Raw genomic sequence first — 25,499 nt, forward strand, 5'->3', positions numbered from 1 at the left:
TATTTTTCTTGGCAAGAAAAACATTCTATGGTGCTTTTGCAGTTTTAGCAATTGTGTCCTTTATCATTGTTGATACTGCCGCTAGGGATCGTTCTGGGAATCTGAAATTATCGAAAAAGAAGAGTTGGGAGCCGGATACCACCATTACAGGTCAAACCAAAATCGATACTACCGGGAAAAAAGATACCTTGAAATACCCCCTTCAGGACAGACGCGGCCCCAATATCACGGATCCTGCGTCCAGGAATGCTATTGACCTTAAGGACCCCGCTAATATCAACAAAACGGTAGAATACGATCCGGTTACCAAACAATATACCGTTACCGAAAAAATCGGTAGCCAGTATTATCGTAACCCTACCTACATGAACTTCGACGAGTTCTATAAACTACAAACCAAACAGAGTGAACAGGATTACTGGCAAAAAAGAGCCAGCGCCCTAGGTAACCTGAACCAACGTAGTAACGGACCCGCATTATATAATGGTAACAACCTCTTTGACCGCATCTTTGGTGGCAGTAAAGTAGACATACGTCCACAAGGTAGCCTGGACCTCACTTTCGGTTACCAGGGACAAAATATCAAAAATCCCGTGCTGGTAGAGCAGGCGCGTAAGAACGGCGGATTTAATTTTGATATGGGCATCAACATGAATGTGGTAGGTAAAATTGGCGATAAGCTAAAACTTATCACCAACTATAACACCCAATCTCAATTCGATTTTGAAAACCAGGTAAAACTGGAATATACCGGCTACAACGACGAAATTATCAAGAAGATCGAAGCAGGTAACGTAAGCTTCCCGTTGCGCAGCTCTCTTATTTCAGGTATTCAATCACTCTTCGGGGTAAAAACACAATTACAGTTTGGTCGCTTAACAGTAACCAGCGTACTTTCTAATCAGAAGTCGCAGAAGCAGAACCTCATGTTAAAAGGAGGTACCCAGGTACAGGATTATAATATCCGTGCCGATGAATACGAAGATAACCGTCACTTCCTGCTGGCACAGTATTTCAGGAATCAGTTCAATGATGCCATGTCTAACCTGCCGGTAATAAAATCCCTGGTGAATATTACCCGCATGGAAGTTTGGGTTACAAACAAAACAGGAGCCACTACGCAAACCCGCGATATCGTGGGGCTGATGGACCTGGCAGAACATGAACCCTATAACACTACCAGTATACATGTAACATCCAGTTCCAAGTTGCCGGACAGGGCGACCAATGACCTCTATACAAACCTTATCCGTGACCCGGCCAGTCGTAACACTGGGACAGTAGTTAGCCGATTGCTGGGATTAGGTCTGCAACCGGTATCTGAATTTGAAAAAATATTTGCCAGAAAACTGGACTCCACAGAATATACTTATAATAAACAACTGGGCTACATCTCCCTGATTCAACAACTGCAACCAGATGAAGTATTGGCGGTTGCCTATCAATACACCTATAATGGAAGGGTGTACCAGGTAGGGGAATTTTCGCAGGATGTACCACCGGATCAAAATAACAGCGCCAATCAGCCTATTCTGTTCCTGAAATTGCTGAAAGCTACTTCCGCACGTCCCACGCTGCCGATTTGGAAACTGATGATGAAAAATATTTACGCCACCGGCGGCTTCCAGGTAAATAAGGAAGATTTCCGGATGGATGTATACTATAAAGATCCGGGTGCTGAAGGCAGGCCCCCCAGCGATAAACGGTATATCCCTGATGCCAAGGGAGATTTTGCCGGCGCACCTATCATTACTATCCTTAACCTGGATCGGCTCAACAATCAACTGGATCCACAGCCCGATGGAGTGTTTGACTACGTAGAAGGCTATACGATAAATTCACTCACAGGAAAGATTATGTTCCCTGTGCTGGAACCCTTTGCAGGCGGACTTAAAAAGGCCTTCGGTGGAGATGCCAGCCTGGAAAAACAATACCTCTACAATGTGTTGTATGACTCCATCAAAGTAGTGGCCCAACAATTCCCGCAACTAAACCGCTACGTGATACGTGGTTCCTATAAATCAGCTAACTCCTCCGAAATCAGTCTGGGTGGCGGTATTACCATTCCGCAAGGCTCTGTAACAGTAACGGCAGGCGGGCAGCAGCTGCGTGAAAACGTGGATTTTATCATTGACTATAACTTGGGTAAGCTCAAAATCATTAACAGCGGCGTATTGAATTCCGGTGTACCTATCAATGTACAGTTTGAAAACAATGCTTTGTTTGGTCAACAGGTACGTAACTATTTTGGTACGCGACTGGATTACATCGTTAATGATAAATTAAGTTTGGGAGGTACCGTTGTGCGCATGAGCGAAAGACCTTATTATCAGAAGGTGAACTACGGCGAAGACCCTATCAAAAACACCATGGTAGGTCTGGATGCAAACTATGCCTCAGAATGGAAAGGACTCTCCAGGTTCCTGGATAAGTTGCCTAACTATACTTCTACTTCTCCTTCTCACATTTTATTCACTGGTGAAGTAGCCCGGTTATTCCCTGGCCACAGTAAACTGATTAATGAACCCGGCAGCAAGCAGGGTACGGCATATATAGATGATTTTGAAGGTGTGAAAAGCGGGTACGACCTGAAGTTCCCGGCTACCAGCTGGGCGTTGGCATCTACTCCCAAAGGAGCCAGAGATGCCAGTGGAAGGGTGCTTTTTCCGGAAGCAGAGCTTAACAACGTCCTGGAGTATGGTAAAAACAGGGCTAAACTGGCCTGGTATATTATTGAACCTACGCTGCAAATACCTAAGTCGCCCAACCTGCCACCAGGTATCTCTGCTGATGATCAGTCGGATCCGCGCGTAAGGCTGGTATATCAGAAAGAAGTTTTTAAGAACAGATCTACCGACTTTGGACAGAGCCAGCTGAGTACACTTGATTTGGCTTATTATCCTACAGAAAGAGGTCCGTATAACTTTACCAACAGCCCCCTGGCGATGGACCGGAATGGCCGTTTAGCCAGACCGCAGGGCAAATGGGGCGGTATCATGCGTGCCATTGATAACAGTGATTTTGAAACAGCTAATATAGAATACATCGAATTCTGGATACAGGATCCTTTTATCAAACAGCCTACCAGCAGCGGTGGATCATTGTACTTTAACCTTGGAAACGTATCGGAAGATATTCTCAAAGACTCTAAGAAGTTTTTTGAAAATGGTATGCCCGATCCCAACCAGGACCCTAACAAGATCGACTCCTCCAAATGGGGCCGTGTACCTAAGTTTCAGCAGCAGATTACCCAGGCGTTTGACAACGATCCTAACATCCGCAGCTACCAGGACGTTGGTTACGATGGTTTGAAATCAAAAGATGAGGCGGCTTTCTTCAAAGGCTATATGGATACGCTGAACATGTTCTTTGGTGGAACACCCGTAATGGCACAGGCGATTAAAGATCCGTCGAACGATGATTACAAACATTATCGCAGTGCGGATTATGATGCTGCCCGTACCAATATCCTGGGCCGTTACAAAAACTATAGCAACCCTGAAGGTAACTCCCCGGTATCTGATCCTAATTCCCAGTTCTCTACAGCTGCCACCAATATTCCGGAGTCTGAAGATCTGAACAGGGATGGTACCATGAATGAAACGGAAGAGTATTTCCAATACCGGGTGGATCTGAAACCTAACATGGCCGTGGGATCTAACTTTATTGTGGATAAGATAGATGCGGCAGTAGATTTACCGAACGGACAAAAAACAACAGAAACATGGTACCAGTTTAAGGTGCCTTTGAACCAGTATAACAATAAGATAGGCAACATACCGGATTTTAAATCCATTCGTTTCATGCGTATGTTCCTCACTAACTTCAATGACTCAGTGGTGGTGCGTTTCGCGAAGCTGGAACTGGTGCGCAACCAATGGCGCCGTTATATGTATGAGCTGAAACCGGGTGATCCTATTCCATTGGACCAGTCAACGGCCTTTAATTCTTCCGCTGTAAATATTGAAGAAAACTCTTCCCGTACACCTATTCCGTATGTGTTACCTCCGGGAGTAGTAAGACAGAATACTATCAGCACCAATAATACTACCCTGCAATTGAATGAGCAATCATTGTCTATACAGGTTTGTAACCTCAAGGACGGTGAAACACGAGCACTCTACAAAACATTAAACATGGATATGCGTCAGTATAAAAAACTGCAGATGTATATCCATGCGGAAGCATCTGGATCTGCCACTGCATTGAAAGATGGACAGATACAGGCAGTAATTCGTATTGGTAGCGACTTTGTTAGTAACTACTATGAATATCGCATTCCATTGAAAGTAACTGACTGGAATGGCCCTAAAACTGCCGCGGATATCTGGCCGGATCGTAATAATCTGGATCTGGTGATGTCACAATTGAGTGCGCTGAAACAGAAACGTAATATGTGCGATTCCTGTACCCCGTTGTTACCTTACCCGGCAGTACCGGTTGCAGATGCATATGGTAATTTTATGTCGGTGGTTGGTAACCCAAGTTTGGGAGATGCACGTACCATGATGATAGGCATACTCAATCCTAAAGATGATGGGCAACCGCGTTGTGCGGAAGTATGGCTGGATGAATTGCGCCTCGCCGACTTTGATGAAAAAGGTGGCTATGCTGCATTGGGTAGAGTAGATGTACAGCTATCAGATCTGGGTACTATTTCCGTTTCGGGTAATATGCACACAGCCGGTTTCGGTAATATTGATCAGCGGGTGAATGAGCGCTTCAGGGATAACTTCCTGCAATATGATGCAGCAGCTAACCTGGATCTGGGTAAGCTATTACCTAAAAAAGCAGGTATCTCTATTCCGGTATATGCAGGTTATTCACAATCTGCCAGCAATCCGCAATATGATCCTTATGATCTGGATATTAAGTTGAAAGATAAGATTGCCCTGGCCAGAAACCGCCAGGAAAGAGATTCTATCAAGAAAGATGCGCAGGACTTCACTTCCATTAAAAGTCTGAACTTTACGAACGTCCGAAAACTTAATCTGGGTGGGGGCGGAAAGCACCATTTGTGGGATATTGAGAATTTTGACATCAGTTACTCCTTCTCTCAGATCCTCCGGCATAACCCACTGATAAAAAATGATCAGCTTACCAAACACCGTGGGGGCATGGGCTATAACTATGCCGGGCAACCGCATTACCTGGAGCCATTTAAAAAACTGATCAAAAGCAAAACGCATTGGCTGGACCTGATACGTGATTTCAACATCAACTATGTTCCATCTATCCTTAGCTTCCGGGCAGATATTTCCAGGCAGTTTGGGGCTACCCGTATCCGGAATGTAGGAGGTGATGTCAAATACCAGCTACCGGAAACGTACAATAAATACTTTACGTTTGACCGCTACTATACATTAAAATGGGACTTTACCAGGAGTATCAACTTTGAATTTAATGCGGTTAACAATGCCCGCATTGATGAACCGAATGGTCGTATAGATAATTCTGCCAAGAAGGATACAGTGCGCCACAACTTCTTCAAAGGAGGACGTAGCACCAACTATATGCATAACGCCAATTTCACGTATACACTACCTATGGCTAAATTCCCGGCATTAAGCTGGACCAATATTGCCTTTGGTTACAGCACGGAATACCGGTGGACAGGTGCATCTCAATTGGCTATATACCTCGGTAATGCGATTGAGAACTCACAACAAAAAACACTGACAGCAGAATTCAAGTTTACAGAGCTATATAATAAATCAAAATATCTGCGAAAGATAAATACGCGCAAACCGCAGAACAATAATAATTCGCAGAATAATAACAATAATAATAACGCTAATAAAACAGCTGCTGCTAATCAGGCGCAACAAAACCAGGCCGCAGCAGATGAAATATCACCGTGGGTGAAAGGGATACTGAAGCCGCTCATGATGTTGAAACGTGTTGGTTTTAACTATAATGAAAATGCAGGTACCCGTTTGCCGGGATATATAGACAGTACCAAGATTTTGGGTATGAACTGGGCTTCTATGGCTCCGGGGCTGCCTTTTGTATTTGGCTATCAGCCCGATAGGAAGTGGTTGGATAATTTTGCCAAAAAAGGCCTGATTACACCAGATACGCTTTTTAACGTACAGGCGCAACAGCAGTTCACGCAAAGATGGGATGCACAAGCCCAGCTGGAGCCGTTTAATGATCTGCGTATAGATTTGAACATGACCAAGTCGTTTACCAAAACACATACGGAATTGTTTAAAAATCTGACGGATCCATCGGATTTCCAGCACCTGAGTCCATATGATGCCGGGGGCTTTGAAATTACTTATATCGCTATCAAAACAATGTTTGGACAGATTAATACCAAAGACGGTATTTCTCAGACCTTCCGCAATTTTGAAGCATATCGTAATACCATTTCTCAAAGACTGGGAACCGCCAACCCATACAATAATCAGCCAGGCGTTCCTGTTAATGATCCTAAAGATCCTGCGTATCGTTACGGTTATACCCGATATGCACAGGACGTGCTGATACCTGCCTTCCTGGCGGCTTACACGGGTAAGAGTCCGGATAAGATAGGATTGTTGAAAGAAGGAAATGGTAATGTAAGAAGTAATCCTTTCAGTAATTTCATCCCGAAACCTAACTGGCGCCTTACTTACAACGGATTAACCAAACTGGAGCCGTTCCACTCTTTCCTGACGAATTTTACCATTACACATGCATATACCGGTACATTGAGCATGAACTCTTATAATACATCTATGTATTTTGAAGATCCGCGCCTGACAGGTTTCCCGGCATTCAGAGATACAGTATCCGGTAATTATTTCCCTTATTTCCTGGTGCCTAACCTCACCCTCACAGAGTCGTTTTCACCACTGCTGGGGGTGGATCTGACATTTGTCAATAGTTTTAATGCACGGGTAGAATTCAGGAAAAGCCGTTCACTTAGTTTGAGCCTTATTGATTACCAGCTGACAGAATTACGTTCCAGCGAAATCATTATAGGCGCGGGCTATCGGGTAAGAGGTATTCAGCTGCCTTTTGCACTCAATAAAAACGGCAACAAAAAACTACAGAATGATATGAACTTCCGGCTGGACCTGAGCTTCCGGGATGATAAAACGGCCAATAACCGACTGGATGCAGACCTGGTTATTCCTACCAGTGGGCAAAAAGTAGTGGGCATTGCGCCGTCCATTGACTATGTTGTTAATAACCGCCTCAACCTCCGGTTCTTCTATGACCGAAGGCAGACGATACCGGTCATCTCCACAGCGTATCCTATTACGAGTACGCGGGGAGGTATTACTTTCCGATTTGTATTATCACAATAAACAATATGAATCCCGGAGTTATCCGGGATTTTTTTTGCGCAGGATAATTTCAACTCCTTACCTTTGCGCCGATAAAAGTGGTTGTGTGAAATATTTTCTTATCATATGCATCTTCATAGGTCTTTTGCTGCAGAATTTCAGCAGGAGCCTGATTGTTATGCAGTTTCGCGCCAACCAATCATACATTGCACAAGTGCTTTGCGAAAACAAAAACAAGCCTGAAATGCACTGTAATGGGAGGTGTCACCTCAAAAAAGAACTGGATCGGGACGCGCAACAGGAAAAAAACAACAATACCAGCAAGGATAAATATGAGGTAATGTTTGTAGATGCCCTCCATATTTTCCACACTGCACCCCCTGCTGATCAAATTACTTTCACTGTTTTTTATAAAGATCCTAACCTGGATACTTTCGTATTCTCCATCTTCCATCCGCCACAGTCAATGGTTAGCTAAGTTTTATCCTTCTTATACTACCTGACTAACCCTGCCCGCACTGTGGGCAGCAAACCATTATGATACATGAAACAATGTTGTTTACTCATCATTGCGAGCATGGCTGTATGCAACAGTTATGCCCAGCAAATGCATGGGCGTGTGGCAGATGCCCAAACAAAAGAAGCCCTGCCAGGCGTTAATGTGAGATTATTACATGCAGCAAGCGGCTGTAATACCAATATACAGGGGAAATACGAATTATCTGCAACGGCAACAGATACTATAGAAATATCTTATATCGGTTATATAACAAAACAGATAGCTGTAAATGCAGCAGAGAAAACACGGGTAATCTATCTGCAACAAAAAGCTACCAATCTGAATGAAATAATTGTATCCTCCTCGCGTGATAAGCAGCGCCGCACAGAGGCGCCCATTGCTATTAGTACGATATCTCCACAAACTTTGCAGGATACCAAAGCCACTACACTGGACCAGGTGCTGAATAAGGTAAGTGGTGTGTACATGGTTGATCTGGGCAATGAGCAACATACTATGGCTATCCGGCAACCTATTGGTTATAAGAGCTTATTTCTTTACCTGGAAGATGGGATACCTATCCGTACCATCGGTGATTTTAACCATAATGCGCTGATAGAAATTAACATGGCCGCCCTGAAAAATATAGAAGTGATCCGGGGACCGGCGTCTTCTCTATATGGCAGCGAAGCAGTAGGCGGCGCGGTGAATTTTATCACTGCATCTCCTACCTTGGTACCTACCGCCAAAGTACAGCTGGAAGGCAGCAATTGGGGATATAAACGGGCTGATTTCAGTGTATCCAACACCGTTAAGAAAGTAGGTTTTGCAGTAAGTGGTTATTACGCCAACCAAAGTAATGGCTACATGGATCACAGCGATTTTCACAAACTGGCACTTACCGCCAAAATTGATTATCAGATCAACGAAAAAAATAAATGGACCAACGCTGCTACGCTGATCAACTATAAAACAGATCAAACCGGTGGCCTTGATAGTGCGCACTTCTTCGCTAAAGACTATCGCAATTTCCAGACATTCAGCTACCGGGAAGTAAAAGCACTGCGCGTACGCAGTACGCTGGACCATGAGTGGAACAGCAGTAACCACACTACTTTTACGGCATTTTTCCGGAATAATACCATCGGACAAAATCCTTTTTATGCCATTAAAGATATCAGGGGTACACAAAAAGCAAACGGACAAATTAACAGCGACGGATTTAATAGTTACGGCATTATTGTACAGCATAAAAAGCAGTTTAACTGGAAACAGGCGGCGCTGATAGCAGGTGTGAGCGCAGATTACAGCCCGGCTAGCTATCTTGCTAATTATATTGATATCACAAAAGATGCAGCTGGTTATTATGCCAGCTACCGGCAAACAGATTCTACTTTAACAGATTATCATGTAGGCTTGGTTAACAGTGCCGTATACACGCAATTTGAATTTTCTCCGCTGGAAAAAATAAGAGTGGTGGCGGCATTGCGCTACGACCGGATGGATTATAATTTTGATAATCATCTCACACCCTCTGCTTACACCGGTGCACCCAGTGAACGAAATAATTTTAATGCTTTCACACCTAAGCTGGGCCTTACTTACAACCTGGGTAATAACCGTGGTTTGTATGCCAATTACAGCGTAGGGTTTGCACCACCTAATATTTCAGAACTATATACCGGTGTAAAGGTTCCCGTGCTGAAATCGGCTACGTACCAGAATTATGAAGCCGGTGGCTGGTTTGGGTTTGATCATAACAATGGTTATGTAGATATGAGTATCTATGAAATGAAAGGAAGCAATGAAATTGTGAGTGTGAGAAATGCAGATGGTGTATATGAAAACCGCAATACCGGTGCAACCACGCATCGTGGTGTAGAATGGAATGCAAAGTATACACCATTGCGCAGCATTTTTGTCCGCACCAGTGGCACTTATGCAGAACATATCTTCAACGCTTATACGGATGGCAATAAAGTGTATAACAATAACCAGATGAATGGGGCGCCTAAATGGATCAGCAATACAGAGGTTACCTGGAAACCATTATGTTTAAAGGGTTTCAGGCTCGGAGCAGAGTGGCAGCACATTGGTAAATATTATATGGATGCTGCTAATACCTCGCTTTATAATGGCTACGATTTATTTAATGTGCGGGCTGGTTATGCGTTTAGAAGTGTTGAATGCTGGGTTAACTGCATGAATGCAGGCGATCAGTTGTATGCTACTACGGCGGAAAAATCGGCCTATGGTAAAACGTATCGTGTAGGGCCACGTCAGACTTTCAATTTTGGAGTGGCTTATACATTTACAGGTAAAAAATAACAGGATGAAGCAAGTTGTTATACTGATGATGATATTTACGTTAGGCTGCCACCGGAGCAATATACAGCCTGGTATGGAGATCGTACTATCACATGCAGGAAAGGATGCATCCTGTCCGTTTATTACAAAGGACGCCACAGATAATGTGGTGATCAGTTGGGTGGAAAAAGATACGGCTGCCACTACCGGAATGATGTATTACGCAGTATCTAACGATAACGGGCATACGTTTTCTGCACCGGTAAATATTCCTGTTACAGCGGGCGTATATCCACATGATGAAAACCTGCCTAAACTGTTGTTTAAGCCTGGTGGGGAAGTGATAGCGCTTTTTGGTGTAGAAGCAAATGATCCGCGTAATAAATATGCCGGTAAAGTGATGTATGCACAATCATTTGACAATGGCCGGTCCTGGCAGGATGCAGTGCCGTTGGTAACAGATACTGCCGGCTATGATCAGCGTTATTTTGATATGGCGCTGTTGCCCAATGGCGAGGCTGCAGCTATATGGCTCGACAACCGCAAGAATACCAACGCGGAAGGATCTACATTGTATTTTGCAGTAACAGCTGGTAAGTCAGGTTTTAAGCAGGCAATGCCCGTTGCAGGAACAGTGTGCCAGTGTTGTCGTACCAAAATGTATGTAGCTGCCAATGGTGATATCCACGTAGCCTACCGCGATATCATCAATGATTCTATCCGTGATATGGTACACCAGGTATCTGTTGATGGTGGCAAAACATTTTCCGCACCGGTGCGTATCAGTGCAGATAACTGGGTAGTGAATGGTTGTCCGCATACAGGACCTGCGCTTACAGCCAACAGCCAGGGATTACATTTTGCCTGGTTTACTATGGGGAGTGGACAGGGTGTTTTTTACTGCCGTTCAATAGATAACGGGCACACCTATACGCAGAAAGAGTTGCTGAGTAAGGTCCTCATGGCAAAACATCCGCAAATAGTAACCACAACCGGTGATCAGGTGATGATCGTATGGGATGAACCGGTAAAATGGAAACAGGACTTCAATAGCAGGATAGGCTTTCAGTATAAGGCAGCGGATGGTAAGACGATACAGGCTGGTATGCTCACCACTGATAGCAGCTATGCTAATTATCCGGTAATAGGTGCACTGAAAAGTAAAGAAACGCTGGTTGCTTATAAAAGAAGGACCGGTAATGTGGGAGCTGTGGTGTATCAGTTAGTGCAGCTGCCATAGTAGCTGGTCCTTACTGTCACTAATATTTTGGGGCATTTCATTGCTGTTATTACAACAATGAAATGCCCCAAAATTCATAATGTTGACAGGATTTAGTCTGTCTGTAAAATCTTTTTCAACTGTAACCGAAAGAATAACCTTTTTGTCCGGCCCAATCTTTACGCGATGCCCATCGGCCGTAGTTGCCCTTTCTGGATCTGTCGAAATAGAGGCGCCACTGATCTTTCCATGTTGGATAGTACAGGCGCAGCAAGTACATAGTTAGAAATGTAAGCATAGGGATATGGTTTCATATTTGGATAGTCGTTAGTCTGTTGGCATTGGTATAAATTTTTTGCACAGGAAGGGATACTAATGCAAGAAAGATATAAATGTTTCACAAAATATAAACTATCATCAAAAAATGAAATCACATCATCGTGTTAATTTTTATCTATATAATATGCGTTGGCTTGTTGTAAAGGTGTCAGCACCAGGTCATTAATACAAACATGCGGTGGAAGGGAGGTGCAATAGTATACAACGTCCGCTACATCCTGTGCACTCAGCGGAATAAAGCCTTTATAGAACTCTTTCGCCTTTGCCTCATCTCCTTTGAATCGCACCAGCGAAAACTCGGTTTCGGCAGCACCGGGATGGATGGCGGTTACCTTAATACGGTAAGGCAACAGATCAATGCGCATACCTTGCGAAATAGCATCCACAGCAGCTTTGGTGGCGCAATATACATTGCCTTTGGCGTATACATGTTTGGCAGCAGTAGAACCAATGTTAATAATATGCCCGGTTGTACGTGCACGCATCCATGGAATAACCATGCGTGATACATACAACAACCCTTTCACATTCGTATCTATCATAGCATCCCAGTCGGCGGTACTACCTTCGTCAATGGTGTTTAATCCGGCTGCTAGACCGGCATTGTTCACCAGTATATCAATATTTCTCCATTTCTCCGGAATAGCACCCAGCGCTGCTTTTACTTCTTCTTCCTTTCGTACATCAAAATTCAACGCCAGTACATTGATACCAAATTCCTGTGTTAACTGTGTCTGAAGTGCGTCCAGCCTGTCTTTGCGGCGACCGGTAATAATCACATCATAACCCTTACCGGCATACGTAGTTGCACATGCCTGGCCAAAACCGGCAGTTGCGCCGGTAATAAGAACAATACCCATGAGATGTAATTTTTCGTGCAATTTACTAAGGTTCACCGGATCAACGTCACGGTTCCTTTTTTCATGATCTCTTTACCGGTAAAATCGGTGCCCTGCAAGATCCATATGTAAGTGTCTACGGGCGCCGGCATACCTCTGTAGCTGCCATCCCAGCCGGTCCGGAAGTCGGTGGAAGAATAAATTTCCACCCCCCAGCGATTATAGATGCGGAAGAATTTATAATTAGTGATGCCCACCGGAATGAAACGGAAATGATCGTTCTGCCCATCACCGTTAGGCGTAAAAGCGTTGGGAATATACATTTCGGGGCCGGTATAATACTTTACACTAATGGTATCGTAACCAAAGCATCCCTGCTCATTGGATACACGCAAAATGAAAGAGATGTCCTTGTTATAATTGAGTACCGGGTGAGCAATAGTAGGGTCACTCAGCCCGTCGGCCGGTGTCCAGGAATAAATATCGCCGCCGCTGCCCTGCATTACCAATGGCTGTCCTCTGGCCAGTATGGTATCATTCCCCGCAAATGGATTTACTTCGTAGATGTGTATGTTTTTGGTTACTGTTTTTTCGCATTGTTTATCAGTGTGCAACGTCAGTGAAATCGTATAAATATCTCCTTTGGAAAAAGTGTAACTGAATGATCTGACAGCAGCAGGCGTAACGATAGTATCTACTGCACCCAAATCCCAGGCGCGACTGGTGATATTCCCATATTTGTAGGAAGAGAGATCCTCAAACTGAATAGGCTTGCCTTTACACAACCCATCGATGGTGAAATCTGCTTTTAATCCGGGATAATTATGTACCTCACCTTCTGTACTGTCCCGGCAAGCCAGCGTAGGATTCACTACCAGCTTCACCTTATAGATACCTGTGTCAGGATATTGATGCATGAACAATGTTTTATTACGCGTAAGGGTATCTGTGCCATCGCCAAAAGTCCAGTAGTAAGTAGAGGTAAAGCCGGAAGTGCTGTAGTTGGGAATAGCTACCTGCAGGCCCGGATCTTCTGAACAGTTATTTAATACAGATGGAAAACTTGCAACGATGTTGGTCGTACAATCAAATACAGTGAGCAGGATATCCTTGCTATGTGTACCCAGGAATTGTTTTGTAACACGGTCGTATTCATTTACACATACCGTCACCACATATTTTCCTGCTCTGCCTGGCGTACAGCTGATCAGGCCTTTGGATGATATTGCAATAGAAGGATTGCCTCCCATAGGATTATTGCCTGAATAAGGCGGGATATAGCGTACCGTCGCTGTATAGGGAGGTGGTGTAGTAGAATTGGTTTCATTGATGGCAGAACCGTCTGTAAGTGCGCTGCAAAGGTTATAAGTCAGGCTGTCTCCATCTTCATCATAAGCTGCATAATCCAGCGTAAAAGGTATTGCATTGCAAATGACGATAGCGGTATCCTTGTTGAAGTATGCACTGTTATTGCCAGGTCTGGATTCTATACCGGGAATAACAGTGAAAAAAGTGGAGCCTTCGTGTTCTGAATTATAAATATTGGTGAGCTTTTCGCCGCGGCAGCAGCGCTGTGACGACACATAATAACCACCCTGTATTGGTTCCAGCTCTATGACAGCGGTATAAAAAGCTACTTCAAGGTGTTGTGCCTGTGGCGCGAGGCAAGGGTTCTTCAGCGTATCTATGAGTGGACGTGTAGCTGATATATATAGATATACAGATGTTAAAATTTTTGTACCATTTGCAGTAAACACATTTGCGGAAACCGGGTTTTCAAATCTGTCGATACAACCTTGTCGGTCGCCACAGGTGAAGTCTGCGTCGCGATATAATTTCAGGGTGATGAGATAACGGTAGCGGGAGTTATCTCCATTCATACCTAATGTCTTATAATATATTTCGCCACCAATGATGTGGTATCCAGCTGCAAAGAGGTGTAACAAACAGCAGCTCAATACCAGTAGTATAGCTCTCTTCATGATGGGGGGTACTGCTCTCTGAATTTAACAAAAAAAGAGCACATCCGGTTCAATCGGAGTTACTTTATCTTATAAGCGTTACTGTTCCTTTGCGAAGAATTGTTTTGTTGTTGATATCTTTTCCTTGTACTACCCAAACATAGGCGCCCACTGCGGCAGGTTGTCCGTTTACCGTACCATCCCAACCTTTGAGATAGGCAGTGGTGGAGAACATCAGCTTTCCCCAGCGATCATATACGCGGAAGAATTCCATCTTTACAATGCCAACCGGCAGCGGCCGGAAAATATCGTTTAAACCATCTCCATTGGGAGAGAATGCATTAGGTATATAAATATCCGGCCCTTTGATGAAGCGCACGAAGATACCATCTTTGCCGCTGCAGCCTTCCTGCGTGTAGGCGGTAACGGTATAGGTAATATCGTGGTTATAAGTAGTGACAGGATTGCTGATATTGGGATTATTCAAACCATCCGGTGGCGCCCAGGTGTAACGTATACCGCCTGTGGCATTTAGCTGAAAAGGTTGATTCAGCATCACAATAGTATCATTGCCGGCAAACGCATGCACGGGTGGTACTACATTTACCAATACGCTGGCGGTGGCGGGTTTGGGGCATCCCAGTGTATCCGTTACCGTTACTGTAAAGGTAGTGGTGTCCGGAGGATGAGCTACGCTGATTGCCTGAGAAGCATTATCCACATAGTAGGCAGGCGACCAACGGTAATAGGCCCCGCCAGTAGCACGCAGTGTTACGGGGATGCCAAAGCAGATGGTAGTATCAGGTGCAGCTGTAGGCTTAGGCGGATCTACCACTTTTAAACTAACGGTATCGGCTGCACGACATCTGCCCAGGGCTACCTGTACTTCATAAGATTGTTTGGGTGGAGCAGGTATTACATCCGCACCTGCACTGGTGCTCACCACCTGGTTGCTGCCCAGATTTGTCCACCGGTAAGTATATTGACCATCTGCCACAGATGGCAAATGAATCGTATCACCGGTACATACGGTACTGTCAGGAATGGTATGTACATGGAGTGTATCTCTTACATCTACAAAAATGCTTTTATCATTTGTACAACCCTGTGTATCCTGAAAAGTAACCTTGTAGGTAGCGCTTTTCGGTGGAAATACAATTGGGTCCGGTGCATTGGGTTGTAATATGAAATAATTATTGGGTGTCCAGGTATAGTTACCGGGAAGGCTGCTACTGGCCCACATATGCAAACTGTCCTTTGCACACAACAAAGTATCTGAGGTGGCATTAAAAGGTGGCTTGTCATAAATTGTGATGTCATGCGGTATTGTTTGCTCGCAGCCTTTAATAGAACGGGCATAGAGCTTTACCGTATAATTACCGGGAACTTTATACTGGTAAGAAGGATTTTTAAGATTGGAAGTATCGCCGTTGCCAAAGTCCCACTTATAATAGACTATGCTGCCTGCATCTGAACGGGTAAGGTCTGTAAAATTTGTTGCGGCTTGCGTGCATAAGCCTACTGCTTTAAAGTCTGTTTTGAATACGGGGTACACATATACGATGGCAGTAGCACTATCGCCGCAGTTACTGTCTTTATCCACGTACAGTTTTACAGTATAGGTGCCTTCCTTGGTATAAGTATGCGGGAATGATGCAAGACTGTTGGTTGTTGTTGTTGTGCCATCTCCAAAGTCCCAGTAGTAGGGCTTACCAGGGGTACTGCTATTGCTGAAGGTAATGGTGAAGCCACTGCAATCAGCATATTTATCGGGCATAGATGCGTTTACCTGCTTTACACAGGTGGTTACGTTCACATGGAAATCTTTGCGTAGTGTTCCTATTTTCACCCCATTCCTGAATTCATTCACACATACTGTTACCACGTATTTACCTGCTGAAGGGGCAAGGCCGGATATGATCCCTGTTTTGGCGTCAATGGTCACATTGGGCCCCAGGGGCTGCTGACCGCTATAAGGAGACTGATAAGATACAAAGCTGTAAGGTGGATTCACAGCCGGTGGCGGAATACCACTCTGGTCGGTAGTACTGCCTCCTTTATACGCATCGCAAAATTCGTAGGTGAGCTGATCGCCATCAGGATCTGTTGCTGAAAAGTCGTAGGTGAATTTCTTTTCTGCACATACCAGGGTTGCTTCTTCTTTATTAAACACCGGGCTGGAATTAACTAATGCACCGCTGTTACTACCAGGTATTTCCGTGAAATAAGTGGCGCCTGTACCCAGATCATTTGGGCCGCCACCGGGAATATGCTCTGCAATAATATTCATCATGAACGGGTCACGGCAACAACTCTGAAAAGCAATCGTATAGCCTTCGGCGTTAACCGGTAAAGTAATGTCTGTTTCAAACAAACCAACCTGGAAACAAGCGGGAGGAGGATTTACAATACAAGGGTCAACCTGCGCGAGGGTTTTGATCTGAAAATTGCTGCGGTCAATCCTGTAACTGGCTATAAAACTATTGTCACTTTTATCAAAGGAGGCGAGATAAATAGTGGTGGGCATCTCTGCTATCCTTGCCCCACTTCCGCAAATACGGTATAGCTTCATAGATACCGTATACGTGATAAGGTTGCCTGTTCTGGATTTATATTTATAATACACTTGTCCGCCTATAATATGGCTGGCATGCGCCACCTGGGCACATATCATACATAAAAGGATGACAAGGATTTTTTTCAAAACAGTGGTTTAGAAGATTATAGTTGACAAAATGTTACAAAATCCTGCAGTATCACATTACTGGGGGCTACTATTTCCCACATCCCCATATGCCCCACGTTTTCAAAAATGTGTATACTGCTTATACGTGGTAAAGTTATTTGCGGCAACACGTTATCCAACGGCACTGCATTATCATCTTTCCCTATTATAAACAATACCGGTACGTTAATGCTTTTTAATACGGCTGTCCTGTCCGGACGATCCCGCATCGCTTCATAATAAGCCACCAGGGCCGGCAGTTGGCATTCCATGCCCATTTTTATGTACACATTTACCAGATCCGGATCACTGGCTTTGGCAACAGGACTAAACATGTTAGGTAATGTTTGCCTTAAAAATGTTTCTCCTCCGTATTCTTCCATTAATTTAATGGACTTGCGACGGCCTTCTTTTTTCTCTTCACTGTCTGCTTTTGCAGTGGAATGAAATAATCCAAGCCCCTTCAGCAGCTGCGGATATTTTTCTGCCAGTGCCAGTGCAATATAACCACCCATAGAGTGACCAATGATCACTGCTGTCTTAATATCTTCAGCTAACAGTATCGCATACACGTACTCCGCCATCGATTCAATTGTTAGCGGGGTAGAAAGTGGCGCAGCTGCGGTTCCTGGTAAATCCGGGATAATGACACGGTAATGCGCTTTTAGCCATGCTGTTTGTATCTCCCATAAACCGGCATTTTCTGAAAAACCGTGTATAAGTACTACCGGTGCACCTTCGCCTTCATCCAGCCAGGTGACGTTTCCGTTATTGATTGATTTCCGCATGTCTTAACCCGGGAATAAATCGTGAAATAAAAGCATGTACCAATAACAAGATACAAAATATTAATGCCCCTTTTGAAAGGAGATCGCCATTTCTTACGTAGAACGTAATTCCTGACCTGGGTGTTACATTTGCCTTAATAACAGCTTCCTTCCAATAAGGTTGCGGTTGAAAAATATTTCCTGCCGGGTCAATCACTGCAGAGATGCCTGTATTAGCGCAGCGGGCTACCCAGCGCCTGGTTTCAATGGCACGTATCCGGGCATATTGCAGGTGCTGCCGGTGTCCTTCCGTATTGCCCCACCAGCCGTCATTGGTGATAATGACCAGTAAGTCAGCGCCAGGCTTAATATGCGTACCAATGTAATCACTAAATACAGATTCGTAGCAGATAACCGGGAAGATGTTGGTACTGTCTGCCGGATTGGTAAACAACTCCACCCCGGGGGTGCGGCCATAGCTGCCGGAAATACCACCAAAATCAAGTGCCACGCTTTGCATGAACGACAGGTAGCGAACATAGGGCACCAGTTCTGCACCGGGCACCAGTTCGTATTTGTGGTAAACCTGGATGTTTTGTGAAGTATCTATCTGTACTGCACTGTTGTAGGCATCCCATCTGCTGCCATCGTTCAGCTGCCTTGCCGTTACAGGTATTTCGTCTGTACTGCGGTAATGCTTCAGTGTAGCCGCTCCGCTGATCAGTTTAGCTTTTGGGTATTTGCGGAGCATTGTTCTGATGGCAATTACTTCGGGTTGATAGTTCAATTCATTTTCCCATGCACCCTGCGGAAACAGTGCTGTTTCCGGCCAGATGATATAACGGGTATTGTTATCTGCTTTTTGTTCTGTGAGATGAATAAATTTTTCCAGTTGCTGTATAGCAGAGCCGCTGCTGAATTTTTCATCGTACGGATCAATATTAGGTTGAACAATCACCACCTCCGTTTTTCGGGCCGGATCATCCGGTGAAGGATAGATAAAGGAAGATAATATCATCGGAAGAAATACCACTGCTGCCGGTTTCCATATTTCATTACGGAGCAGTTGCTTCCAGGAAAAATCGTACAGGCGTGCCCGTTTCCACACGTTGTAAATAACGATATTAGACAATAACACCCAGAGGGTTCCGCCGCTGGTGCCGGTATATTCATACCATTGTATCCATCCGGGTCTTAAAGCAAAAGCATGGCCGAGTACCAGCCATGGCCAGCTGAATTCCCAGGTTTGATGAATGTATTCAAACGTTAACCAATATACGATGAGCGAGAAATAAGCCACTACTTCCGGTAATTTCCGGCGGGTATTTTTATATGCCAGCCAGGGAATGCTCATCAGCAGCGCGTTAAAGCAGTTGGCAAACACGCCGCTCAGTGGCAGGGTAGTATTGCCCACCCACCAGGTGGTGGCTACATTCCATACCAGGAGTGCCATGAATATCAGCCCGAAATATTTCCAGCGATGCTGTACTTTTTCGCTGATATACAGCAGGGGAGTAAATCCTATGAAAATGAGCGGAGTAAGTGGCATAGTAGGCCAGGCAAGCCACAGTAGTAAGGCAGCAAGCAAACTATATATAAAAAGAGGTAGTTTCATTCAAAAATTGCGGATTACGAATTGTGAATTACGGATCTGAGCGAAGATAAGAGCGGAATGTCTGAAAACAAAAACGCCCGGCACTTTAATGCCCGGCGTTCCGTTATTTTATAATTATTTTTTACTGTTACAAATGCCGATCTACGCTCAGATCCGCAATTCGTAATTGATTACCTGCTATAGTTTGGTGCTTCCTTAGTGATGACCACATCATGCGGGTGGTTTTCTTTTACAGTAGCAGCAGTAATTTTCACAAACTGTGCACCCTGTAAGGTTTTGATATCTTTGGAACCAGTAAGGCCCATACCAGCACGTAAGCCACCAACAAACTGTTGCACTATTTCTGATAACATTCCTTTGTAAGGAACGCGGCCTACAATACCTTCCGGTACCAGTTTCTTGATATCATCTTCATCCTGGAAGTAACGGTCTTTGCTACCTTCCTGCATGGCTTCAATAGAGCCCATACCACGGTAGGATTTAAATTTACGTCCTTCGTAGATGATTGTTTCTCCGGGGCTTTCTTCCACACCGGCAAAGATAGAACCAGCCATGATGGTGGAAGCACCTGCAGCGAGGGCTTTTACCATATCACCGGTATAACGGATACCACCATCTGCAATTACCGGGATACCCAGTTTCTTTAATGCATCGGCAGCTTCCATTACAGCAGACAGTTGTGGGAAACCAGCACCTGTTACGATACGGGTAGTACAGATAGAACCAGGGCCTACACCTACTTTAACTGCATCAGCACCTGCGTGAGCCAGTGCCAGTGCACCTTCTGCGGTAGCTACGTTACCGGCAATTACCTGCAGTTTAGGGAAAGCTTTCTTTAATTTCTTGAGGTTGTTTAATACGGCAATAGAGTGACCATGTGAGCTGTCCAGGCAAACAACATCCACTCCTACGTTTATAAGGGCCTGTGCGCGCTCCAGGAGGTCGGCGGTGATACCGAGTGCCGCACCTACCAGTAAACGTCCAAATTCGTCTTTAACAGCGTTAGGATAGCTGGTCAGCTGGAGGATGTCACGGTAAGTGATCAGACCTGCCAGTTTACCTTGCTTATTAACAACCGGTAATTTTTCGATTTTGTAATGCTGGAGAATTTTTTCTGCCTTCTTCAGGTCAGTGCCTTCCGGAGCGGTGATCAGGTTTTCGCTGGTCATTACTTCCTTTACAAGGCGTTTTTTATTTTTTTCAAACCGCAGATCTCTGTTGGTCAGGATGCCTACCAGTTTGTTGTGATCGTCAATAATGGGAATACCACCAATGCCGTTTTCTTTCATCAGCCTCAAAGCCTCACCGATAGTGGCGTCAACTTTCAGTGTAACGGGGTCTATGATCATTCCGCTTTCACTACGCTTCACCCGTCTTACCATTTCGGCTTGCCGTTCGATGCTCATGTTTTTGTGGAGAATACCTATTCCGCCTTCTCTCGCCAATGCAATCGCCAGCGTGGCTTCTGTAACAGTATCCATCGCTGCAGATACCATCGGTATATTCAGACGTATGTTTTTTGTTAATTGCGTAGAGAGATTTACTTCTTTAGGCAGAACTTCAGAGTAGGCCGGAACCAGGAGCACATCATCAAATGTAAGTCCGTCAGCTACAAATTTGGGTTTAGATTTTCCCGCAGGCATGATGCAACTATTAATCAGTTAAAAAATAATTGCACGCAAATGTACACCTTATTACCCAATAAATAAAATAATAGCATTTAGCTGTTAGCCTTTAGCATTTAGCTGTTAACAGCTAAACGAGCTCGTAACGCTGTCCTGGTAAGCTTCTAAGCATGCTTTGCATCTCCAGATTAAACACGGCAAGGGCTACCTGGCTACCGGATAACCTCGTTTGCAGGTACAATTCCTCCAGGTGTCGCTGCGATTTTTCCCGGAATAAAGTCATGATGAGCCGCTCTTCGTCCGTTAATTGTAAAAATAGCTCCGGTTGCTTTACTGGCGCGGGTGTAGCGCGTGCCTGCCAACCCATCATATCCAGTACATCTGCCGCGCTGCTCAGTAGTATCGCTTTATTATTTTTTATAAGATGATTACAGCCTGCTGCCAGCGGATCATGGATACGCCCCGGAATGCAGAATACATCGCGATTGTAGCCATTAGCCAGATCAGCGGTAATAAGCGAGCCGCCGCGGATACCACTTTCGATTACAATGGTGGCATCGCAAATGCCCGCTACGATGCGGTTGCGCTTAGGGAAGTTCTGTTTATCAGGCGCTGTTTGACTCATAAAATCAGTTAATAAACCACCCTGTTCCAGCATTTGCACCGCTACCTGTTTGTGCGAAGAAGGATAGATACGATCCAGTCCATGCGCCAGCACGCCTATAGTGGGCGTTTGCAGGGCCAGGGCTGTCTTATGGGCAATGATGTCTATCCCATATGCCAAACCACTTACAATGGTGATATTGGCGGCTGCCAGCTCTTTTACCAGTTCTTCACACACTGCTTTACCATAGGGGGATGGATGCCGGGTGCCCACCACACTCACCATACGAGGTGGATTCAGGGAAGCATTTCCTTTGAAATACAGCATAGCCGGACTATCGTAGCAATGCAACAGCCTTTTAGGATACGCCGGATCTGTGCAAAACAAAGGTTGTATCCTGTATTTTTCCAGGAAAGCAATTTCCTGTTCTACTTCGGAGAAGTTGTGATAATGACGGATAGCAGCGGCCCTTACCGTACCTACTGTTTCGATTCTCTCCAGTTCATATCTTTTTGCTTTGAATATATTGCCGGCACTACCAAAATGTTCCAGCAATTTCTTAATAATTACATCACCGATCAGGGGAATCCGGGTTAATGCAATCTGATACATTAATTCCTGGGGCATAACAAACTTATTTCAGCTTAAATTACAATTTTCCTGCGTCACTTTTTGTGGTGAGCGTGAATTATTTTTGCAGTTATCAACAGATAATTTTATGATGATGAAACGGTTATTGACAGGTATGCTGATAGTAGGACTATTTGCATGTAAAACAACAAAGCCGCTGGCTGAACAGGCACAACATACACAACTGGTTCCGGAAGGGCCGGCATGGGCTGCGTTGTGGCAGCAACAATCCGGTGAGTACAAGGCGTTGTGTTTGCAGGCATATCAACTGGCAGCATTACGATTGGATCAATACCTGGCAACTAAAGGAAATAAGCCACTGGCGGTGGTTACAGATATCGATGAAACAGTGCTGGATAACAGCCCATATTCCGTACACCAGGCATTAAGCGGCAAAGGATACGATGATAAAAGCTGGATGGAATGGACTGCAAAAGTAGTTGCAGATACGGTTCCCGGCGCACCAGCTTTTTTTAAATATGCAGCATCCAAAGGCGTAAAAGTATTTTACATCACCAACAGGTTGGAAGCAGAAAGAGCAGTAACATTAAAAAACCTGCAACGTTATAATTTCCCCGATGCAGATGATCAGCACCTGTTACTGAAAACAACAACATCTGGTAAAGAATCCCGCCGTCAACAGGTACTACAACAATTTGAGATAGTGATGTTGTTTGGAGATAACCTGAGCGATTTTGCCGCCATATTTGATAAAAAACCTTTTGAAGAAAGAAATGCCGCTGCAATGCAATCCGCTGCCAGCTTCGGCAGCCGCTTTATTGTATTGCCTAATCCTATGTATGGCGACTGGGAAGGGGCGTTGTATGATTATCAATACAAACTAAATACTCAACAAAAAGATTCTGTGTTAAAGAGTAGATTGAAGAATTATTAACTGTGATTTTTGTGATTCATGTGATTATCCTGATGAGCAAAGATTATATTGTCTGAACCAGGATTAAACAGATTTGAAGGATTACCCTGATGGATGCCGAAGATTGTAGCGGAGATATCCGCGTATATTTTCGGATAAAAACAACATAACACCCATCAGGGTAATCCTTCAAATCTGTTTAATCCTGGTTCAGACAAAAGCATATCATCTTCGCCAATCTTTTTAAATCAAAAAAATAAAATCGTGGTAATCAGTGTAATCAGCCTAATCGGGAGAAAGACAATCTACAGGCTGATAATCCGGAATACAGTGCGTCTGTTTTCTGCACGGCCTTCTTCCGTATCATTGGTGGCAACGGGATTGGTTTTGCCATAACCCCTGGATGCAAGGCGATTCGCAGCAATACCTTTTTCAGTTAAATAGATAACAACTGCTTTTGCACGGTTTTCAGATAACAGCTGATTGTCTTTATCACTACCTACATTATCTGTATATCCGGCTATCTCAATCTTTACAGACGGATTATCCTGTAACAGGGTTACCAGCTTGTTCAACTCTATTACCGACAATGGTTTCAGACTGTATTGTTTGGTATCAAAAAAGATATTGTGCAATACAATACTTGCGTTAGCTGCCAGTGGTTGCAAGGGAATATTTTTCTCATAAGGCACACCTGGATTGTGATCTTTCAAAGAAAAATTATCAGAGTAAAAGAGATATCCTTTTTTATTTACGTGAAAAGCATAATCTTTTCCTACAGGTAATGGTGCCAGATAATCCCCGGTGGCATTGGTTTTTACGGTAGCAATGTTATAACCACCCTGCAGATCTATCACATCTATACTGGCAGTTAAGCGTTCATGCGTGAGCGTATCATACACATAACCTTTTACATATAATGTTTGCAGTGGTCTTGCTTCCGGGTACAGCTCAAAACTGTAGATGTCAAGTCCGCCGCGGGTATCAGAACGATCAGATGCAAAGTAAGCTGTTTTACCATTGGCATCCACTACGAGTGAAGCATCTTCATCAATCGTGTTGATCGGGTAGCCCAGATTGGTGGCTGGTCCCCAGCTGCCATCCGGCTGACGGCGGGAATAAAATATATCCAGTCCGCCATAACCGGGATGGCCATTAGATGCGAAATAAAGTGTTTGTCCATCAGCATGAATAAAAGGAGTGGTTTCCCGGCCACTGGTATTGATATTGGGGCCGAGCTTCTGCGGAACGCTCCACTGGCCGTTTGGCAAATGGTTGGTTACAAATATATCTGCACCGTTATCAGGTGTTTCTCTTGCAAAATAAAGTGTTTGTTTGTCTGCTGTGAGACAGGGTTGCGATTCCCAATCACGGGTATTGATCGGGGCACCAAAGTTTTTTGGAGCAGTCCATCCGTTAGGGGTTTTCTCCGAGTAATACAGGTCACAGCTGCCTTTGCCTTCCGGAAATTCGCAGCCGGTGAATACCAACATGGTACCATCTTGTGAAATGTTTTGCGCGCCTTCATTGAAAGAGGAATTAACGGGTTCGCCCATGTTTTGTGCAAGCGACCAGCCACTGCTGTCCCGGTAGGTGATATAAAAATCTTCATTGCGGTTATTTACGCGTCTGGTGAAGATGAGGGTTTTACTGTCTATAGTGAGAGAAGGAAAGTATTCCGGGTCTTTAGTATTAATGTGATCACCTAAATTTTGCGGATGGAAAGGCACTGTATGCTGACTATTACTTACCGCAAATTCATAGTTTGCTTTTAACTTTTCAGCAACAGGATTTTTTGATTTTGCAATGAAAAGATATTGATTGATTAACTGTAACGCCCCTACGAAATTTCCTGTTCCGGCCATTGCCCGGGAATAGGATACCATTATAGGACGCAAAGCGCTGCTGTCCAGCTGTTTTAATTTATCAAAGGCGGCCACTGCTGATTTGTAGTCTTTTAATTCTACATAACATAAGCCCATTTGTCCGTATGCATCTGTAAAACCAGGCGCCGACTTTATCGCTTCCTGCAGGAAGCCGATAGCAGCCTGGCTTTGATAATTGCGAACTGCTTCCACAGCACGGTCAAAGCTGGCTTTTGCCTTTTTAGGTGCTGTTTCATAGGTAACCGTTTGGGCCTGCAACTGCAGTCCAATACAAAATAAGGTAACTAATAATAGGGCGGTTTTTCTCATAGTATATATTCGCTGATGTAATT

14 protein-coding genes are annotated in these 25,499 nt (G+C 44.4%); 5 read left to right on the forward strand and 9 right to left on the reverse strand.

Going from position 1 to position 25,499, the window contains the following annotated elements; genetic code table 11:
- Nucleotides 1-8 precede the first annotated feature (8 nt).
- The 4 genes from sov (at nt 9) to CLV51_RS07365 (ending at nt 11,323) form a co-directional block, all read left to right on the forward strand.
- Nucleotides 9-7,298 (forward strand): T9SS outer membrane translocon Sov/SprA, encoded by a 7,290-nt coding sequence (gene sov / locus CLV51_RS07350; RefSeq protein ID WP_106527319.1) that lies wholly within the window; start codon nt 9-11, stop codon nt 7,296-7,298.
- Between the two features lie 85 nt (nt 7,299-7,383).
- The gene (locus CLV51_RS07355) at nt 7,384-7,755 is read left to right on the forward strand and encodes a hypothetical protein (RefSeq protein WP_106527320.1); all 372 of its coding nucleotides are present in this window, start codon (nt 7,384-7,386) and stop codon (nt 7,753-7,755) included.
- 66 nt (nt 7,756-7,821) lie between these two features.
- Entirely contained in the window at nt 7,822-10,104 is a 2,283-nt protein-coding gene (locus CLV51_RS07360) for a TonB-dependent receptor (RefSeq protein ID WP_106527321.1), read from the forward strand.
- Between the two features lie 4 nt (nt 10,105-10,108).
- Nucleotides 10,109-11,323: a sialidase family protein gene (locus tag CLV51_RS07365; protein ID WP_106527322.1), complete on the forward strand. Its 1,215-nt coding sequence runs from the start codon at nt 10,109-10,111 to the stop codon at nt 11,321-11,323.
- A gap of 115 nt (nt 11,324-11,438) precedes the next feature.
- Here CLV51_RS07365 and CLV51_RS29040 read toward each other — a convergent pair whose 3' ends face one another.
- The 8 genes from CLV51_RS29040 to dprA form a co-directional block, all read right to left on the reverse strand.
- Nucleotides 11,439-11,600, reverse strand: a complete 162-nt coding sequence (locus tag CLV51_RS29040) for a hypothetical protein (protein ID WP_158266944.1) — start codon at nt 11,598-11,600, stop codon at nt 11,439-11,441.
- Nucleotides 11,601-11,745: 145 nt separating this feature from the next.
- Nucleotides 11,746-12,501, reverse strand: coding sequence for an SDR family NAD(P)-dependent oxidoreductase (locus CLV51_RS07370; RefSeq protein WP_106527323.1), 756 nt, complete (start codon nt 12,499-12,501; stop codon nt 11,746-11,748).
- Nucleotides 12,502-12,533: 32 nt separating this feature from the next.
- Complete coding sequence (locus CLV51_RS07375) at nt 12,534-14,462, reverse strand: T9SS type B sorting domain-containing protein (protein ID WP_106527324.1); 1,929 nt, start codon at nt 14,460-14,462, stop codon at nt 12,534-12,536.
- Between the two features lie 64 nt (nt 14,463-14,526).
- Nucleotides 14,527-17,145, reverse strand: a complete 2,619-nt coding sequence (locus CLV51_RS07380) for a PKD domain-containing protein (RefSeq protein ID WP_146151243.1) — start codon at nt 17,143-17,145, stop codon at nt 14,527-14,529.
- 17 nt (nt 17,146-17,162) lie between these two features.
- A complete protein-coding gene (locus CLV51_RS07385; RefSeq protein ID WP_106527326.1) occupies nt 17,163-17,954 on the reverse strand; it encodes an alpha/beta fold hydrolase in 792 nt (263 codons plus the stop codon).
- Complete coding sequence (gene lnt / locus CLV51_RS07390; RefSeq protein WP_106527327.1) at nt 17,935-19,548, reverse strand: apolipoprotein N-acyltransferase; 1,614 nt, start codon at nt 19,546-19,548, stop codon at nt 17,935-17,937. Before lnt ends, CLV51_RS07385 begins: the two co-directional genes overlap by 20 nt.
- A gap of 170 nt (nt 19,549-19,718) precedes the next feature.
- Nucleotides 19,719-21,191, reverse strand: coding sequence for an IMP dehydrogenase (gene guaB / locus CLV51_RS07395; RefSeq protein WP_106527328.1), 1,473 nt, complete (start codon nt 21,189-21,191; stop codon nt 19,719-19,721).
- A 112-nt stretch (nt 21,192-21,303) separates the two neighbouring features.
- Nucleotides 21,304-22,404 carry a DNA-processing protein DprA gene (gene dprA, locus CLV51_RS07400; RefSeq protein WP_106527329.1) on the reverse strand — a complete coding sequence of 367 codons (1,101 nt, stop codon included), beginning with the start codon at nt 22,402-22,404 and terminating at the stop codon, nt 21,304-21,306.
- 91 nt (nt 22,405-22,495) lie between these two features.
- On the opposite strand from dprA, the gene CLV51_RS07405 reads away from it, so the two are divergent.
- Nucleotides 22,496-23,302, forward strand: a complete 807-nt coding sequence (locus CLV51_RS07405) for a 5'-nucleotidase, lipoprotein e(P4) family (protein WP_211301946.1) — start codon at nt 22,496-22,498, stop codon at nt 23,300-23,302.
- A gap of 284 nt (nt 23,303-23,586) precedes the next feature.
- Here CLV51_RS07405 and CLV51_RS07410 read toward each other — a convergent pair whose 3' ends face one another.
- Entirely contained in the window at nt 23,587-25,476 is a 1,890-nt protein-coding gene (locus tag CLV51_RS07410; protein WP_106527330.1) for an OmpA family protein, read from the reverse strand.
- Between the last annotated feature and the right edge of the window lie 23 nt (nt 25,477-25,499).

The sequence above is a fragment of the Chitinophaga niastensis genome, assembly GCF_003014755.1.
GTDB lineage: Bacteria > Bacteroidota > Bacteroidia > Chitinophagales > Chitinophagaceae > Chitinophaga > Chitinophaga niastensis.